Source organism: Burkholderia semiarida, from assembly GCF_029268935.1.
Taxonomy (GTDB): domain Bacteria; phylum Pseudomonadota; class Gammaproteobacteria; order Burkholderiales; family Burkholderiaceae; genus Burkholderia; species Burkholderia semiarida.
This window is the reverse complement of record NZ_JAHLCL010000007.1, coordinates 2,366-19,543: the sequence shown is the minus strand read 5'-3', so window position 1 is coordinate 19,543 and position 17,178 is coordinate 2,366. Positions and strand designations below refer to the sequence as shown.

Here is a 17,178-nt window from a genome sequence, read left to right as displayed (position 1 = left end):
CGGGTGCGGCGTCGTTCTTTCAAGCTAACATGCAGGCTTCGCATCTCGCTCCTGCCGGCGCCATGCCGGCTGCACCACGTATGAATCCCCGAGTGATCGTCGTCGCGGTCGGCGTGCTAGCCGCACACGCGATCATGCTGACGGCCGCATGGCTCCATCGCAACGCGCCGCCGCCGAAATCGGTCGAGGTCCAGACGATCACCGCGCAGCTCATCACGCCTGCGCCGATCGCGCAGCAGGTCGCGGCCGAATCGATTCCGCAGCCCGCCCCGCCGAAGCCCGTGCCGCGCGTGAAGCCGAAGGTCGAGCCGAAACCGGTGCAGAAAGCCGCGAAGCCGACCCCGCAGCCGGTCGCGCCCTCGCCGGCGCCGTCGCCCACCCCGGCTCCCGCCGCCGATCCGACACCCGCTCCCGCCGCGCCCGCTCCCGCGGCACCGGCCGCTACGCCGGGCCCGGCGCGCGAAACGATGCAGGTCAGCGCGCCGAAGAACGTGCCGACGCTCCAATGCAACTTCGTGAAGCCCGACTATCCGTCGATGTCGCGACGCCGCGGCGAATCGGGCACCGCCTATGTCCACTTCGTCGTCGGCGTGACCGGCAAGATCGAAAGCATCGATCTGCAGAAGAGCAGCGGCTATCCGCGCCTCGACGATGCCGCACTCGACGCGATGCGCGCGACCACCTGCCGTCCGTACGTCGAGAACGGCGAGGCGATCCGCGCCGCCCGCACACAGCCCTACAGCTTCGGGCTCACCGACTAACCTGCCTCATCCGGAAGATTCAAAGGAAACAAAAAATGCAAAGCTACGGTATCGCGCACGTCTGGGCGCAAGGTGATTTCGTCACGCGCGCCATTGCGATCACGCTGCTCGTGATGTCGGTCCTGTCGTGGATCGTGATCGTCATCAAGGGCTGGAACGTGATCCGCCTGAACCGCCTCACGAAGAACGCCGAACAGGCTTTCTGGCATTCCGACGATTTCGACGACGGCATCAAGAAGCTCGGCCTCGCCGCGTCGACGCCGAACGACAACCCGTTCCTCGCGCTCGCGCTGTCGGGCAAGGAAGCCGTCGACCACCACCATCACACGCAACCGCATCTGCACGATCGCATGGACGTATCGGACTGGGTCACGCGCTGCCTGAAGGACACGATGGACGAAGGCATTTCGCGCATGCAGAGCGGCCTCGCGATCCTCGCATCGGTCGGCAGCACCGCGCCGTTCGTCGGCCTGTTCGGCACGGTCTGGGGGATCTACCACGCGCTGCTCGCGATCGGCGCCACCGGCCAGACGTCGATCGACCAGGTCGCGGGTCCGGTCGGCGAATCGCTGATCATGACGGCCTTCGGCCTGTTCGTCGCGATTCCCGCGGTGCTCGGCTACAACGCGCTGATCCGCGCGAACAAGGGTATCGTCAGCAAGCTGCGCCGCTTCGCGCACGGTCTGCACGCGTACTTCGTGACGGGCGCGAGCCTCGCGTCGTCGTCGACGCGCGATGGCCTGCGTCTCGCATCGCGCACCGCCAGCTGAGACGAGGTGAACCATGGCCATGAACACCGGTTTCAGCGACGATGACGACGATGCCGTGATGAGCGAGATCAACATGACGCCGCTCGTCGACGTCATGCTCGTACTCCTGATCATTTTCCTCGTGACGATCCCGGCGATGCAGCATGCGGTGAAGATCGACCTGCCGCACGCCAGCAGCCAGCCCGTCGACGAAAAGCCGCAGACCGTCGACGTCGCGATCCAGGGTGACGGCACGATCCTGTGGGACGACCACACGGTCACGCGCGAACAATTGCAGGCGCGCATCGCGGAAGCCGCGAAGCGCACGCCGCAGCCGGAATTGCATCTGCGCGCGGACCGCAAGGTGGCCTACGAGCACGTCGCGGAAGTGATGTCGGATGCACAGGCTGGCGGCTTGACCAAGCTCGGCTTCGTGACGGAGCCCGGCGCGAAAACGAAGTAACACGCGCACGTTCTGTCGTCGCCAGTAGTCACTGCGCGCCTTGCCGGCCGCACCTAGCCGGCCGCACCTAGCCGGCCGCACCCAAAGTAAAAGGCCTTCATCGCCAGATGAAGGCCTTTTTTCATGCGCACGCGGGCGCCTTCGGGCGGCGGGCTCTTCGGCGGTATCGGTTACGCCTCGAGCAACGCAAATGCGACTTTGCCGTGGTCTGCACGGACTGCGCGTTCTGCCCTATCTGGCTCACAATATATGCGGCCACCTGATTTCGCTCAGAACTTCCTTCACGAAATGGGATTTCAATATAGGCTCGCCAGCGCACGCATTCAAGGTTCCGGCGATTGAAACTTGCGATTGCAGGCGGCGCTTCAATGACAAAACAAATTTGCGTCGTCGTGCCCGCCGTGTTCAGGTGGCCGAAACATCGGCCGCCGCTTCCTTCTTCGCACGTTCTGGGCAACCCGGATCCTTGTACGCGCCATGGTCGAGCTTCTCGACGAGGTAATCGACGAATGCACGTACCGCGGGCGGCATCCCCTGCCGCGACACGAACACCGCATACAACTGCGGCACCGGCAGCGTCCAGCCCGGCATCACCGGCGACAGTTGCCCCGCGCGCAGCGCGTTGCCGTACATCATCTCCGGCAGCGCCGCGATGCCGAGGCCGTCGAGCACGGCCTCGCGGATCGTCATCAGGTCGGCCGTCACGAGGCGAGGATCGTGCTCGTGCACGTGGCGCGTCCCGTCCGGCGCGATCAGGTTGAAGACGTGCCGGCCGTCGACGCTCGGCGTATCGAGCGTCTCGAAGCCGGTCAGGTCGTCCGGCACCAGCGGCGGTGCATTCTGGCTCAGCAGGCTCGGCGCGCCGACCAGCATCTGCTCGGTGCGCCACAGCGGCCGCACGACGATGTTCGCGTTCTGCGGCGGCTCCGAGCGCACGCGCAACGCGACGTCGATCGAATCCTCGAACAGGTCGATCACGCGGTTCGTCACGCGGACGTGCACCTTCACCTCGGGATAGCGGCGCAGGAATTCGGGCAGGATGCGCGACAGCATCGTCTGCGACAGCGTCACCGGCACGCTGACACGTACCGAGCCGCGCGGCGACGCGCGCAACTGCTGCACGGCGTTCATCGCGGCTTGCGCTTCCGCGAGCATCGCCTGGCAATGCTGGTAAAACAGCTCCCCTGCCTCGGTCAGCGCGAGCTTGCGCGTCGAGCGCTGCAGCAGGCGCACGCCAAGCGCCGCCTCGAGCTCGGTCAGGCGCCGCGACAGACGCGATTTCGAGATGCCCAGCACGCGCTCGGCGGCCGAGAAACCGCCATGTTCGACGACCTGCGAGAAGTACATCAGGTCGTTCAGGTTATGTGCATCGATATTCATCTCATCGTTCCAATTTCAGAACAATCCATTGCGATCCGCCGCAAATCGACCGGTAAAACGCCCAATATAATAGCGCTATGTTTCGAAAATAACGCTATTCCGATGATTTCGAGGGCTTCCCATGACCACCGCTCGCTCGCTTGATCGCACCTACCCCGCGCTTCGCACCACCGAAGGCGGCGGTTTCGTGGTTCACCGCCCGTTCCCGACGCGGCTGCTGATGGATTTCGATCCGTTCCTGCTGCTCGATGAAATGGGCCCTGTCGATTACGCGCCCGGCGAAGCCGTGGGCGCGCCCGACCATCCGCATCGCGGCTTCGAGACCGTGACCTACGCGCTCGACGGACGCTTCCGCCATCGCGACTCGTCCGGCCATGCCGGCACGCTCGGCCCGGGCGACGTGCAATGGATGACGGCCGGAGCCGGCGTCGTCCACAGCGAAATGCCGGACCCGGCGTTCGCGCAGGCCGGCGGCCGCTCCCACGGCTTCCAGCTGTGGGTCAACCTGCCGCGCCGCGACAAGATGATCGCGCCGCGCTACCAGGAGATTCCGGCCGCTCGCATTCCGGCGGCGACGTCGCCGGACGGTCGCGCGCGCGTGCGCGTCATCGCCGGCGAAGCGTTTGGCGTACAGGCCGCGATCGAGACGCGCACGCCGATCCTCTATCAGCATTTCACGCTGGAGCCCGGCGCAACGGTCACGCAGCCGGTGCCGGCCGGTTATCGCGTGTTTGCCTATCCGATCGACGGAACGGGCCTCTACGGGCCCGACAGGCAGGCTGTCGACCCGCGACACATGATCGTCTACGGCGACGATGGCGACACCGTCACGTTCGCTGCCGGCGACACGTCGCTCGACCTGCTGCTGATCGGCGGCGTGCCGCTCAACGAGCCGATCGTCCGTTACGGCCCGTTCGTGATGAATACCGAGGAAGAGATCCGGCAGGCCGTTGTCGACTATCAGACCGGGCGCATGGGTCGCATCGAGGCGTAGTTTCGATCGGGGGTCGCAGGTGCCGCGAAGCCGGCGGTTTTGCGTCACAATAACTTCTTGAACCATGTGGCCACCCGCCACCCAGAAGGAACCCGTCCCCTTGAACTTCGAACATCTGATCCAGATCAACTCCGACGATCCGGCCGTGCCGACTCTCACTCGCGACCAGCTCTGGGAAGGCCTCGTGCTCCGTGCGGAACAGCCGCAATTGTTCGTGATCGGCCTCGACAGTTGCGTCATCCACGAACGGACGGACACGACGCTCGAACGCGAACTGCACTACGGCCACGCGACGGTGCGCGACCACGTGACGTTCACGCCGAACCAGCAGGTCCGCTACGACATCCGAGCAGCCGATGGCGAGATCGGCGGCTCGCTGACGATGACGATCGAGGAGCGCGACGACCACGAACTGTTCCTGCGTTTCGAGTACCGGACGACGCTGACGGTCACCGACGACAGCGAAGAAGCGCGACAGACGCATGGGATCGTCAAGGAGGCATACCGCACGTCGGATATCGACACGGTGCGCCTGATCCGCGAATACGCGCAGGGTCGCAAGGACCCCGATCCGCTGCACTGAGCCCGGCGGCGGCCTGCGGGCCGCCCCTTTTGATTCAAACTATCAGACTAGAACCATCGATCGATAAAGAGTTTTTGTAAATGGGAATAGTTATCATTTAGAATTCATTCCATCGTATCGACAGTCACCGATCAAACCGAATGACCGACACCATGCGCCCGACCACGCTGACCCTGCGCCGGACCACCGGCACCGCAGCCAGCAGCCGTCAGAAGACGGCAGCGGTCACCACGCCGGCGAAACCCGCCGGCAACCGCGATGCAGGCACGCGGGTCGTCAACAGTGATGCGTTGCTGCAAGGCCAAAGCCACGTCAGCATCGCGCATAACGGAGAGACGTATCAGTTGCGCGCCACGCGGCTCGGCAAACTGATCCTGACGAAGTAACGACCGAGTATTGTGGGGACCACCTCCCTGAGAGGTGTTGGGCAGTAGCCAGCGTAACGGCTTGCACGCGAGATCTAGACCCCTTCGTGCAAACACACTCAAGCAGCCGTTGCAGCAAGCCAAGCCACTTTTTTTGGTTCTCGCACAAGGAAGAAAAAAGCGACACGTCGATGGACGTGTCGCTTTTTTTGTTTGGGCAGCCGATGCGCGAAGCACGCTGCCCAAGTGTCGTGGCTGCCGTCAATGCGCGACGGCGAGAGCGGCATACGCGCCGCCTCAGAATCCCCAGAACATCAACCACCATGCGCTGTCGACGACAGCCAGCCCGACGGCGAACCACGCGAATGCCGCGAGCCGGCGCGGCCACGCCGCATAGCGCCCCGTCACCTTCCACGCGAGCCACGCACTCCATACGTTGGCGCCGACCAGAATCGCGATGCGCACATCGGTTGCCCAGCCGAGCGGCACATGCTCGGCGCGCAGCAACGACAGCGTCGTGGCCGACAACCCGAGGAACACGCCCGCACCCGCGATGGGGATCAGCGCCTGCGCGAGGTGATGCAGGCGCACGCGATCGAAGCGGCCGAGCATCAGCGTGGCGCCGGCCAGCAACACTAGGAGTGCCGTGCCGTATACGAGCCCCGTGCCGACGATGTAGCTGACGACCAGCCCGCCATCGAGCCAGGAGAACACGTCGTTGCGATCCGGGTAGTGCGTGAGCAGGAACCACGGCGCATTGGTCTCGAGCGGCCACGTGATGTCGTGGTCGATCAGCCAGCCCGCGAGCCATTGCTTGATCTGCACGAACCACGGGCTGACGGTCCAGTGGAACGCACCGATCGCCACGCCGAGCAGGCCGTACAGGATCAGTGCGGTGTCCCACGGGTTGGCTCGCTCCGCACCGAGGTTCACGACTTCGTCGGACGGCGAGCGCAGCGACAGCGAAATCGCGTCGCGGTGCCCGCTGCAGCGACCGCACATATGGCAGTCCGCCGCGCCCTTCATGTTGCGCAACGGGACGAGCGGCGCGCAATTGATCGGAATCACGCGATGGCCGTGCTCGCCGTTCCTGTACGAACGGCGCCACGCGTCCTCGTCGACCTTGTAGCGCATCGGCGCAAGCCGCGCGAGCAACCCGAACACGCCGTTGACCGGGCACAGATACTTGCACCACACGCGCTTCTCGCGGCCGTACAGCACGCCGATCACGATCGCGCCGACGGTCGAGCCGCCGAGCACGAACAGCACCGCGAGCGGGTACTGGTACACGCTCACCATCTGCCCATAGATCGTCGTGATGCCGAACGCGACGAACGGCCAGCCGCCCCACCGGATCCAGCGTGGAATCGGGCCGCCGCGGCCGAACTTGCTCGCGTATTCGGTGAGCGCGCCTTCCGGGCACAGCACACCGCACCAGACGCGGCCGAGCATCACCATCGACAGCAGCACGAACGGCCACCAGATGCCCCAGAACGCGAACTGCGCGATGAGCGTGAGGTTGTTCCACAGATGCGCGGAATCGTCCGGCAGCGGCAACACCGCCGGCACGATGATCAGGAACGCGTAGACGGCGACGACGATCCACTGAATACCGCGGATCAGCGCACCGTGGCGCTGCATCCACTGGCCGGCCTGCGCGAGCCAGCCCGGCTTGACGGCGGCGACAACGCTCATGCCGCGCGACCCGCTACGACGGCCGGACGGCGGCTCGCACGCTTCATCAGCAACCAGACGACCGCCCAGTACACCGCATACGCCACCAGGTTGGTCAGCGCCGGGTGCGCGCGATAGCCGGTCAGCGTCGCGACGAGCGAACCGAACGTGCCCGAATCATCGAGGATCGCGGACGTATCCCACACCTGCGAGATGCCGAGCGGCAGGATTTCCTTGTCGATCAGCTTGTCGACGCCGGTCTGGAACAGGCCCGCGCCGAGGAACAGCAGCATCACTTCGGTGACGCGGAAAAAATGCCGCCACGAGAAGTACTTGCCGCCGAGCTGCAGCAGATAGAACGTGAGGAACGCGAGGCCCAGGCCGATCACGACCGCGAGCATCTGGCTGCCGTCGACGTGGCCGGACTGGCCGAAACCGAGGCCGTACAGGAAGATCACCGTCTCGCTGCCTTCGCGCGCGATCGCGAGCGCGACCAGCACGGCGACGCCCCACCAGTTCGAATCACGCGTGCTTTGCTGCAGCGATTGCTCCATGTCGCGCTTCAGCGTGCGGCCGTGCCGGCGCATCCACAGCACCATCTGCACGATCAGCACGCACGCGATCAGCACCATCGCCGTCTGGAAATAGTCCTGCGCGTCGCCGGACAACACTTCGGTGAACCCGACCAGCGCGGCGCCGAGGCCGACTGCCATCAGCAGGCCGACAGCGACGCCCGTCCAGAGGAAAGGCAAACCGCGGCGCGCGTCGTCGTCGCCGTTTTTCAGCCATGCATAGAGAATGCCGACGACGAGCAGCGCTTCGACGCTCTCCCGCCAGACGATGAACAAGATCTGACCCATCGATACCTCCTGACGCGCGGGGCACGGCCTGGCCCGCCCGCGCGCAGATAAAACACGTTACTTCGCGACGATCACGCCCTGTGCCTGCTGGTGGAAATCGTCGAAAAACTTGTATTCGCCCGGCGACAGCGGGGCGACGACCACGAACGAATCGGCGCCCGGCGCGAGCACCTTCTCCTTGCGCAACTGCACGCTCTCGAATTCGGCGGCGCCCTTGCCGGTGTTCCTGATCTCGATCTTGAAACGCTGGCCGGCCGGCACTTCGATGCGGGCGGGATTCAGCTTGCCATCCGTCATCTCGAGCTTGAACGTCGGCAGATCGGCCGCATGCGCCGCGCCGGCAAGCCACAGCGCAGCGGCTGCGGCTGCGGCGACGATTTTCTGGGGAATTTTCATTCTGGGTTCTCTACGCCGACGGCGCGCCGAAGCGCGCCGTTCGTGATACCACCGATCAGTAACCGCCCTTCTTGCCGATACCGGCGAACGGGAAGTCGTACTCGAGCGTGATGGGCTTGAACCACGGGCCCACGCCCGTTTCCTTGTCGACGTGACGACCGAACGCCATGTGACCCGACTGCATCGGCGGCTTGACGACCAGCGTCAGGTGGTACTTGCCCGGGCCGGCGAGCTTCACGTTGTCGCCGTAGTGCGGGCCGTCGCTCGCGACCATGCCCATCAGATCGCCCTCGGCCTTCCACTTGGTGTCGCCCTGCTTCGTCAGCTTGTACGTGACCTGCAGGTACGGCATCCAGTCGCCTTCCGCGAAACCCGTCGGGTTGTTCTTGACCGCATGGATGTCGGCCTCGAGGTGGATGTCGGAATCCGACGCCTTGCGCATCATGCCTTCCGGGTCCATCGTGATCGGCTGCAGATACACCGCGCCGATTTCCATGCCGCCCTGGATCTGCTGCTTGCCGATCGGATACTCGGCAGCCGAGGCCGACATCGCGGCAAACGCCGCCGCTACCGCAACCGTCGTGCGGATGAACGAAGAACCCAACATGGACACTCCTTGTTATTTGTCTGACTATCTTGACGACATGCGAGCCGCCGCTGCCGCCCGCCGGAAACACTAACGCGACGAAGAACGTTAATGCGAACTATTCTCAATACATGCGGAGTTTAGCACCGAACCCGTTCCGGAACAAACGGGGAGCGCCGTAAACCCCTGATCCGACAAGGCTTACAGGCGCTTTACCGAAGGATTCCGTGACGCTTGGAAAGATTTACCGGCCACCGCTGATGTGGTCGCCGACGTTCGCGCCGAACACGCGTTCACGCAGCACGGCAAGCTGGTCGCGGGTCGCGGCGGCCTTCTCGAATTCGAGATTCTTCGCGTAGTCGGCCATCTGCTTCTCGAGGCGCTTGATTTCCTTCGCGAGCTGCTTTTCCGACATGTCCTCGAATTTCGCGCGCTGCTGCGCCTCCTTCAGCTCCGCGCGCGCGTCGTCGGCGTTGTAGACGCCGTCGATGATGTCCTTGATGCGCTTCACGACGCCGCGCGGCGTAATGCCCATCTTTTCGTTGTAGGCGATCTGCTTCGCGCGGCGCCGCTCGGTTTCGCCGATCGCGCGCTTCATCGACTCGGTCATGTTGTCCGCGTAGAGGATCGCCTTGCCATTCACGTTCCGCGCGGCACGACCGATCGTCTGGATCAGCGAGCGCTCGGCGCGCAGGAAGCCCTCCTTGTCCGCATCGAGAATCGCGACGAGCGACACTTCGGGAATGTCGAGGCCCTCGCGCAGCAGGTTGATCCCGACCAGCACGTCGAACGTGCCGAGCCGCAGGTCGCGGATGATCTCGACGCGCTCGACCGTGTCGATGTCGCTGTGCAGGTAGCGCACCTTGACGCCGTGGTCGGCCAGGAACTCGGTCAGCTGTTCGGCCATGCGCTTCGTCAGCACGGTGATCAGCACGCGCTCGCCGGCCTTCACGCGCGCGTTGATTTCGGTCAGCACGTCGTCGACCTGCGAGCTCGCCGGCCGGACTTCGATTTCCGGATCGACGAGGCCCGTCGGCCGCACGACCTGCTCGGCGATCTGACCCGTCACGCGCTTCTCGTAGTCGGCCGGCGTGGCCGACACGAACACGACCTGGCGCATCTTGCGCTCGAACTCGTGGAACTTCAGCGGCCGGTTGTCGAGCGCCGACGGCAGGCGGAACCCGTAATTGACGAGGTTTTCCTTGCGCGCGCGGTCGCCGTTGTACATGCCGTTCAACTGGCCGATCAGCACGTGCGATTCGTCGAGCAGCATCAGCGCATCGGGCGGCAGGTAGTCGACGAGCGTCGGCGGCGGATCGCCGGGCGCCGCCCCCGAGAAATGCCGCGAATAGTTCTCGATGCCCTTGCAGAAGCCGAGCTCCTGCAGCATCTCGAGGTCGAAGCGCGTGCGCTGCTCGAGGCGCTGCGCCTCGACGAGCTTGCCTTCGCGATGGAAGAACTCGAGCCGTTCGCGCAGTTCGTCCTTGATCGTCTCGACCGCGCGCATCACGGTGTCGCGCGGCGTCACGTAGTGCGACGACGGATACACGGTGAAACGCGGGATCTTCTGCCGCACGCGCCCTGTCAGCGGGTCGAACAGGTGCAGCGTCTCGACCTCGTCGTCGAACAGCTCGACGCGCACGGCCATTTCCGCATGCTCGGCCGGGAAGATGTCGATCGTGTCGCCGCGCACGCGGAACGTGCCGCGCTGGAAATCCTGCTCGTTGCGCGTGTATTGCATCGCGATCAGCCGCGCGATCACGTCGCGCTGGCCGAGCTTGTCCCCGGTGCGCAGCGTCAGGATCATCTGGTGGTATTCGGACGGGTTGCCGATACCGTAGATCGCCGACACCGTCGCGACGATCACCACGTCGCGGCGCTCCATCAGGCTCTTCGTCGCCGACAGCCGCATCTGCTCGATGTGCTCGTTGATCGACGAATCCTTCTCGATGAACAGGTCGCGCTGCGGCACGTAGGCCTCGGGCTGGTAGTAGTCGTAGTACGAGACGAAGTACTCGACCGCGTTGCGCGGGAAGAACTCGCGGAACTCCGCGTAAAGCTGGGCGGCGAGCGTCTTGTTCGGCGCGAACACGATCGCCGGGCGGCCGAGCCGCGCGATCGTGTTGGCCATCGTGAAGGTCTTGCCCGAGCCGGTTACGCCGAGCAGCGTCTGGAAGGCAAGGCCGTCGCCGACCCCTTCGACGAGCGTGTCGATCGCGCTCGGCTGGTCGCCCGCGGGCGGATACGGCTGGTAAAGCTGGAACGGCGACCCTTCGAAAGTGACGAATTTGGATTCGTCGAGCGCGTCGCCGACTTCGGCATGATGTTCGGACATGGAATGCGGCCGGAGCAAGGGCAAAGAAAGCATTCTAGCGCTTCGCGGCCGAGCGAACTGCTGTCGGCTCCTGACGCGCGACGGCCGCCCGAAATCGCGTTTCGCCGCGCCAATCGCGACGGAATCACCGCCCCCGCCAGCGCGAATTCGCTACAATGTCAGGCTGCTGCGCTTTCCGGCGTCGCGCCGTTGGCGCGGTCCGCTGCACCCGTCCCGCCGGCTGAAAGCCTGACCCTCTTTTCACTACTGCCGAATCATCATGTCGCTCTTCTCCGCTGTCCAGCTTGCTCCCCGCGACCCGATCCTGGGCCTGAACGAAGCCTTCAACGCCGATACGCGTCCGACCAAGGTCAACCTCGGCGTTGGCGTGTACACGAACGAGGAAGGCAAGATTCCGCTGCTGCGCGCGGTTCGCGACGCGGAGAAGGCGCGTGTCGAAGCCGGCCTGCCGCGCGGTTACCTGCCGATCGACGGGATCGCCGCCTACGATGCGGCCGTGCAGAAGCTGCTGCTGGGCAACGATTCGCCGCTGATCGCGGCGGGCCGCGTCGTCACGGCGCAGGCCCTGGGCGGCACGGGCGCGCTGAAGATCGGCGCCGATTTCCTGCGCACCGTGAATCCGAACGTGAAGGTCGCGATCAGCGATCCGAGCTGGGAAAACCACCGCGCGCTGTTCGAGGCGGCCGGCTTCGAAGTCGTCGCGTACCCGTATTACGACGCGGCCACCAACGGCGTGAACTTCGAAGGCATGCTGTCGGCGCTGAACAGCTACGCGGCCGGCACGGTCGTCGTGCTGCACGCGTGCTGCCACAACCCGACCGGCGTGGACCTCACCGAAGCGCAATGGCAACAGGTCGTCGACGTCGTGAAGGCGCGCAACCTCGTGCCGTTCCTCGACATGGCCTACCAGGGTTTCGGCGAAAACATCGAAGCCGATGCCGCTGCCGTGCGCCTGTTTGCCGCGGCCGACCTGAACGCGTTCGTGTCGTCGTCGTTCTCGAAGTCGTTCTCGCTGTACGGCGAGCGCGTTGGCGCGCTGTCGATCATCACGTCGAGCAAGGAAGAAGCCACGCGCGTGCTGTCGCAACTGAAGCGCGTGATCCGCACGAACTACTCGAACCCGCCGACCCATGGCGGCGCGGTGGTCGCAGCGGTGCTCGCGTCGCCGGAACTGCACGCTTCGTGGGTCCAGGAACTCGGCGAAATGCGCGACCGCATCCGTGCGATGCGCAACGGTCTCGTCGAACGCCTGAAGGCAAGCGGCGTCGATCGCGATTTCAGCTTCATCAACGCGCAGCGCGGGATGTTCTCGTATTCGGGCCTGACCTCGGCACAAGTCGATCGCCTGCGCGACGAGTTCGGCATCTATGCGGTCGGCACGGGCCGGATCTGCGTCGCCGCGCTGAACACGCGCAACCTCGACGTGGTCGCCCAAGCGGTCGCAGCGGTCCTGAAGTAAAGCGGCGCCGGGCGGCGGCCGTCGCCGGCCCCGCCCTGCCGACATGAAAAACGCGCTCCACGGAGCGCGTTTTTTTGCGCCATCCAACGCGGCGGGCGGCGACACCGCCCACATCCGCGTTACTGCATGAACCAGCCGTGACTGACGACCACCGACTGGCCCGTGAGCGCGGCGCTCGGGAACGCCGACAGGAACAGCACCGTCTGCGCGACGTCCTGCACCGTCGTGAACACGCCGTCGACCGTGTTGCCGAGCATCACCTTCTTGATCACGTCCTCTTCGCTGATGCCGAGCTCCTTCGCCTGCTCCGGAATCTGCTTGTCGACCAGCGGCGTGCGCACGAAGCCCGGACACACGACGTGCGAGCGCACGTTGTGCTTCGCGCCTTCCTTCGCCAGCACGCGCGCGAGACCCAGCAGCCCGTGCTTGGCCGTCACGTACGCCGACTTCAGCGGCGACGCTTCGTGCGAGTGCACCGAGCCCATGTAGATCACGACGCCGCCGCGATCGTCCTTGTACATGTGCTTGAGCGCGGCCTTCGTCGTCAGGAACGCGCCGTCCACGTGGATCGCCTGCATCTTCTTCCAGTCGGCGAACGAGTAGTTCTCGATCGGGTTGACGATCTGGATGCCCGCGTTCGACACGAGGATGTCGACCGAGCCGAACGTCGCGGCGACCTTGTCGATGCCGTTGTTCACCGCTTCCTCGTTGGTGACGTCCATCGCGACGCCGATCGCCTTGCCGCCTGCCTTGACGATCTCGTCGGCGACCGCGTTCGCGCCGTCCTGGTTCAGGTCGGCGATCGCGACGGCCGCGCCTGCCTTGGCGAGCTCGAGCGCGATTTCCTTGCCGATGCCGCTCGCGGCGCCCGTGACGACTGCGGTCTTGCCATTCAGATCTGCTGCCATGTCCGTCTCCTCCCGTTGTCGGATCGATGAAACACGCGCCCGCCGCATCCGCGCGCATCGCGAAATCGCATCGGCGTGCCAGCCGCCATTGTGCCCGATCGGACCCGCCGTTCGCGCGCAAAACGTCTAAGCTTAAGGTCGGTTCCGTTCAGCAGGAGAATCTCATGCACTATCGACGGCTAGGCCGCTCCGGCCTGCAGATCAGCGAGCTTTCCCTCGGCTCGTGGGTGACGTACGGCAACCAGGTCGACCAGCGGGTCGCGCGCGAATGCCTCGCCGCGGCACGCGACGCGGGCGTCAATTTCTTCGACAACGCCGAGGTCTACGCCGGCGGCAAATCCGAGGAAATCATGGGCCACGCGCTCAAGTCGCTCGACTGGCCGCGCGTCAGCTATATCGTGTCCACGAAGTTCTTCTGGGGGCTCGCGGAAGCCCCGAACCAGTATCACACGCTGAACCGGAAATACCTGCTGAACGCGATCGACGGCTCGCTGCGCCGGCTACAGCTCGACTATGTCGACCTCGTCTATTGCCATCGCCCCGATCCGCATACGCCGATCGAGGAAACCGTCTGGGCAATGAGCGACATGATCGTGCGCGGCAAGGCGCTGTACTGGGGCACGTCGGAATGGAGCGCCGACGAGATCCGCGCGGCATGTGAGATCGCCGAGCGGCATCATCTGCACAGGCCGGTCGTCGAACAACCGCAGTACAACCTGTTCCACCGCACCCGGGTCGAACAGGAATATGCGCGGCTCTACGACGATTACGGCCTCGGCCTCACGACCTGGAGCCCGCTCGCGTCGGGCCTGCTCACCGGCAAGTACCGCAACGGCGTGCCGGCCGGCAGCCGCGCGCAGTTGCAAGGCTACGACTGGATGCGCGAACGCCTGACCGATCGGGCCGCCAACGACATCGTCGAACGGCTCGGCGAGATCGCCGCCGAGCTCGGCTGCAGCACCGGCCAGTTGGCCATTGCGTGGGTGCTCGCGAATCCGCGCGTGAGTTCGGTCATCACGGGCGCCTCGCGGGTCGACCAGATCGGCGACAACATGCGCGCGCTCGACGTTGCCGCGAAGCTGACGCCGGATGTGAAGCAGCGCATCGAGGCGGTAGTCGGCGACGCATACGAGTAAGGCGACTCGCGACCACTCGCGTACAATACGCGGCCGCATCGGTGCCCGGCCTGACGGCCGCGCACGTTCGACCGTTTTTAATCGATTCACCTTTCGTTTCAGGCAGCCAGCCATGCTCAGTTATCGTCACGGTTTTCACGCAGGCAACCACGCGGACGTGCTCAAGCACACCGTCGTCGTCCAGCTGCTGCGCTACCTGAACAAGAAAGACAAATCGTACTGGTACATCGATACGCACGCGGGCGCCGGCGTGTACTCGCTGCGCGACGGCTATGCAGCGAAGACGTCGGAATTCGATACCGGCATCGGCCGGCTGTGGAACGAAAAGAGCCTTCCGGAAGCGCTGGGCGACTATATCGATGAAGTCCGCGCGCTGAACGACGACGGCGAACTGCACTTCTACCCGGGCTCCCCGTACATCGCCTGGCGGTCGATGCGCGAGCAGGACCGGATGCGTCTGTTCGAAATGCATACGACGGAAATCGATGTGCTGCGCCACAATTTTCGCGATGCGGGGCGACGCGCGATGATCTTCGCCGGCGACGGCTTCGAAGGTATCAAGGCGCTGCTGCCGCCGCCGCCGCGACGCGCACTCGTACTGATCGACCCGTCCTACGAGGACAAGAAGGATTACGCGCGCACGGTGAGCTGCGTGACGGAATGCCTGAAGCGTTTCGCGACCGGCTGTTATGCCATCTGGTATCCGCAGGTCACGCGGACGGAATCGCAACGCTTTCCCGAGCAGTTGAAGCGCCTGCAGCCGAACAACTGGCTCCACCTGACGCTGACGGTGTCGAATCCGCCGACCGATGGACTGGGCCTCTACGGAAGCGGGATGTTCATCCTGAATCCGCCATATACGCTCGCCCAGAGCATGAACGAGGTCCTGCCCTACCTGGTCGAGAAGCTGGGACAGGATAGCGGCGCCCGCTGCCAGATCGAGCACCGCGGCAACTGATCGGGCGACCGGCGGTTACGGTTGCGGTCTGGGCGCCAGTCTCGGCTGGTTGGCCGGCTGCCCGTTCCATGCGGGAACATTGATGTACGGCGCGACGAACAGCGGAACCGACGTATTCGGTCCCTGCCCGGCTGGAGCCCGCATGCCTGCCGGCTCGACGATCGGCTCCGAAGACAACGGTGCCGTCTGCAACACCAACCCGCCCCTGCCGTCCTGGATACCGCGCTGGGTATCGAGCACGAGCGGCCTGGACGACGTCGCGGCACCTACCGCGAAGCCATGGACGAGCATTGCCGCGCCCAGAACGAGACGCGCGCAGGTACTGCGTCGCACATCGACACGCACACGCATGATCGTGTCCTTCCCGATGAAAAGTAGGCCCATACCATAGCGCTGCACCGGCGATTTCGCCAGATCCGGCGCACAAAAAAACAAAGCCCCGTCAATACGGGGCTTGCTTATCGTTCGGTACCGCTCGGCACCCGACGGTCACTCCGATTACAGCGAGTAGCCGTTGGTTTCGAGCGAGCGGATGCGGCGCTCGAGCTGAACGATGTCCGACGACGTGGCGAGGTAAGCCTCACGGCGCTCACGTTCTGCGGACTCGAACCAGTTGCTCAGCTTTTCGACGATGTAGGCGATCATGACGTTCTCCAAGGAAGAGGGACCCCTGGTGAATCGATATTCAGGGATTTCCCGTATAGGGTTATCCCGAATTATAGCGACGCCGCACCAAGATGCTAGTGAAATACTTGCATGGGAACCATTCCGATTTGGAATGGAGCCGCACCGACCACCTATAACTCATTGATTTTTATAGGAATGTAGTCGGGGCCCGTTTTGCGGCTCGAGGAAGCGCACTAATTTGGTTCATCGACGGGGTCGGCGAGGCGCGCCAAAATCGGGCATTCAGGCCGCCCGTCACCATGGCAGTGCGCGGCCAGATCGGCCAGCGTGTCGCGCATGTCGCTGAGTTCGGCGATGCGTTTGTCCAGTTCGGCCACGTGCTCGAGAGCAATCGATTTCACTTCGGCGCTGGCGCGCGAGCGATCCTGCCAAAGCATCAGCAGCTTGCGAATGTCCTCGACCAGAAAGCCGAGTCGCCGCGCCTGACGGATGAATCGCAGGATATGGATTTCGTCCGCGCCGTAGATCCGGTAGCCGGCATCGGTCCGCTTGCTCGGCGCAAGAAGGCCGACCTGTTCGTAGTACCGGATCATTTTCGCGCTGACCCCGGATTCGCGCGACGCGTCGCCGATATTCATTCCCTGCCCTCTTCATCAAGCCCTGGTTTCGAACACGAACGGCGACGAATGCCGTCGCCGACGACACGTCGATCGTATCAAATCGAGAGGTTTCGTTCCGAGGGACAGCTTGGTCGCAGGAGCGCGGATGGAACGGGCGCGGCTCGGCGCATGCTTTTTGGGATGCCAAAATGCAAAAACCCCCGCCTTGTCAGGCGGGGGTTCTTGGCTTAGGAAGCCTGACGATTACCTACTTTCACACGGGAATCCGCACTATCATCGGCGTAGAGTCGTTTCACGGTCCTGTTCGGGATGGGAAGGGGTGGG

The 17,178-nt window shown here is 64.4% G+C and carries 19 protein-coding genes; 9 read left to right on the top strand and 10 right to left on the bottom strand.

The features are described 5' to 3' along the window. Positions 1 to 29 precede the first annotated feature (29 nt). Genes KPB06_RS13085 through KPB06_RS13075 form a run of 3 tightly spaced genes read left to right on the top strand, consistent with a single transcriptional unit; the run spans position 30 to position 1,973 of the window. The gene (locus KPB06_RS13085) at positions 30 to 761 is read left to right on the top strand and encodes an energy transducer TonB (RefSeq protein ID WP_060011405.1); all 732 of its coding nucleotides are present in this window, start codon (positions 30 to 32) and stop codon (positions 759 to 761) included. A 35-nt stretch (positions 762 to 796) separates the two neighbouring features. Continuing rightward, a complete protein-coding gene (locus tag KPB06_RS13080) occupies positions 797 to 1,531 on the top strand; it encodes a MotA/TolQ/ExbB proton channel family protein (RefSeq protein WP_059583552.1) in 735 nt (244 codons plus the stop codon). Positions 1,532 to 1,544: 13 nt separating this feature from the next. Beyond that, entirely contained in the window at positions 1,545 to 1,973 is a 429-nt protein-coding gene (locus KPB06_RS13075; RefSeq protein WP_059583550.1) for an ExbD/TolR family protein, read from the top strand. Between the two features lie 405 nt (positions 1,974 to 2,378). On the opposite strand, the gene KPB06_RS13070 is transcribed toward KPB06_RS13075, so the two are convergent. Further along, the gene (locus KPB06_RS13070) at positions 2,379 to 3,353 is read right to left on the bottom strand and encodes a LysR family transcriptional regulator (RefSeq protein WP_059583548.1); all 975 of its coding nucleotides are present in this window, start codon (positions 3,351 to 3,353) and stop codon (positions 2,379 to 2,381) included. A gap of 121 nt (positions 3,354 to 3,474) precedes the next feature. Between KPB06_RS13070 and KPB06_RS13065 the strand changes: the two genes are divergently transcribed. The 3 genes from KPB06_RS13065 (at position 3,475) to hemP (ending at position 5,316) form a co-directional block, all read left to right on the top strand. Continuing rightward, positions 3,475 to 4,347: a pirin family protein gene (locus KPB06_RS13065; RefSeq protein ID WP_059583547.1), complete on the top strand. Its 873-nt coding sequence runs from the start codon at positions 3,475 to 3,477 to the stop codon at positions 4,345 to 4,347. A gap of 100 nt (positions 4,348 to 4,447) precedes the next feature. Continuing rightward, positions 4,448 to 4,930: an SRPBCC family protein gene (locus KPB06_RS13060; protein ID WP_059583545.1), complete on the top strand. Its 483-nt coding sequence runs from the start codon at positions 4,448 to 4,450 to the stop codon at positions 4,928 to 4,930. Positions 4,931 to 5,070: 140 nt separating this feature from the next. Beyond that, a complete protein-coding gene (gene hemP / locus KPB06_RS13055; RefSeq protein ID WP_034207822.1) occupies positions 5,071 to 5,316 on the top strand; it encodes a hemin uptake protein HemP in 246 nt (81 codons plus the stop codon). Between the two features lie 276 nt (positions 5,317 to 5,592). Here the strand turns inward: hemP and KPB06_RS13050 are convergent, their stop codons facing one another. The 5 genes from KPB06_RS13050 to uvrB form a co-directional block, all read right to left on the bottom strand. Beyond that, positions 5,593 to 6,990, bottom strand: coding sequence for a 4Fe-4S binding protein (locus KPB06_RS13050; protein WP_059583543.1), 1,398 nt, complete (start codon positions 6,988 to 6,990; stop codon positions 5,593 to 5,595). Further along, positions 6,987 to 7,829: an FTR1 family iron permease gene (locus KPB06_RS13045; protein WP_059583542.1), complete on the bottom strand. Its 843-nt coding sequence runs from the start codon at positions 7,827 to 7,829 to the stop codon at positions 6,987 to 6,989. The genes KPB06_RS13050 and KPB06_RS13045 overlap by 4 nt, the downstream gene beginning before the upstream one ends. Positions 7,830 to 7,886: 57 nt before the next feature. Next, complete coding sequence (locus tag KPB06_RS13040; RefSeq protein ID WP_059583540.1) at positions 7,887 to 8,225, bottom strand: cupredoxin domain-containing protein; 339 nt, start codon at positions 8,223 to 8,225, stop codon at positions 7,887 to 7,889. A 55-nt stretch (positions 8,226 to 8,280) separates the two neighbouring features. Next, positions 8,281 to 8,832, bottom strand: coding sequence for an iron transporter (locus tag KPB06_RS13035; protein WP_059583539.1), 552 nt, complete (start codon positions 8,830 to 8,832; stop codon positions 8,281 to 8,283). A gap of 223 nt (positions 8,833 to 9,055) precedes the next feature. Continuing rightward, positions 9,056 to 11,146, bottom strand: a complete 2,091-nt coding sequence (gene uvrB / locus KPB06_RS13030; protein WP_059583537.1) for an excinuclease ABC subunit UvrB — start codon at positions 11,144 to 11,146, stop codon at positions 9,056 to 9,058. Positions 11,147 to 11,405: 259 nt separating this feature from the next. Between uvrB and KPB06_RS13025 the strand changes: the two genes are divergently transcribed. After that, a complete protein-coding gene (locus tag KPB06_RS13025) occupies positions 11,406 to 12,605 on the top strand; it encodes an amino acid aminotransferase (protein WP_059583535.1) in 1,200 nt (399 codons plus the stop codon). 119 nt (positions 12,606 to 12,724) lie between these two features. Here the strand turns inward: KPB06_RS13025 and KPB06_RS13020 are convergent, their stop codons facing one another. Continuing rightward, entirely contained in the window at positions 12,725 to 13,513 is a 789-nt protein-coding gene (locus KPB06_RS13020) for a 3-hydroxybutyrate dehydrogenase (protein WP_059583533.1), read from the bottom strand. A 164-nt stretch (positions 13,514 to 13,677) separates the two neighbouring features. On the opposite strand from KPB06_RS13020, the gene KPB06_RS13015 reads away from it, so the two are divergent. After that, entirely contained in the window at positions 13,678 to 14,649 is a 972-nt protein-coding gene (locus KPB06_RS13015; RefSeq protein ID WP_059583531.1) for a potassium channel beta subunit family protein, read from the top strand. Positions 14,650 to 14,761: 112 nt separating this feature from the next. Continuing rightward, positions 14,762 to 15,607, top strand: a complete 846-nt coding sequence (locus KPB06_RS13010; protein ID WP_059583529.1) for a 23S rRNA (adenine(2030)-N(6))-methyltransferase RlmJ — start codon at positions 14,762 to 14,764, stop codon at positions 15,605 to 15,607. A gap of 15 nt (positions 15,608 to 15,622) precedes the next feature. Here the strand turns inward: KPB06_RS13010 and KPB06_RS13005 are convergent, their stop codons facing one another. From KPB06_RS13005 to cueR, 3 genes are all read right to left on the bottom strand, one after another. After that, on the bottom strand, positions 15,623 to 15,958 hold the full coding sequence (locus tag KPB06_RS13005; protein WP_059583561.1) for a hypothetical protein: 336 nt from the start codon (positions 15,956 to 15,958) through the stop codon (positions 15,623 to 15,625). A 147-nt stretch (positions 15,959 to 16,105) separates the two neighbouring features. Next, positions 16,106 to 16,252, bottom strand: coding sequence for a DUF3563 family protein (locus KPB06_RS13000; protein ID WP_080970925.1), 147 nt, complete (start codon positions 16,250 to 16,252; stop codon positions 16,106 to 16,108). A 215-nt stretch (positions 16,253 to 16,467) separates the two neighbouring features. Continuing rightward, a complete protein-coding gene (gene cueR, locus KPB06_RS12995) occupies positions 16,468 to 16,872 on the bottom strand; it encodes a Cu(I)-responsive transcriptional regulator (RefSeq protein ID WP_059583527.1) in 405 nt (134 codons plus the stop codon). Between the last annotated feature and the right edge of the window lie 306 nt (positions 16,873 to 17,178).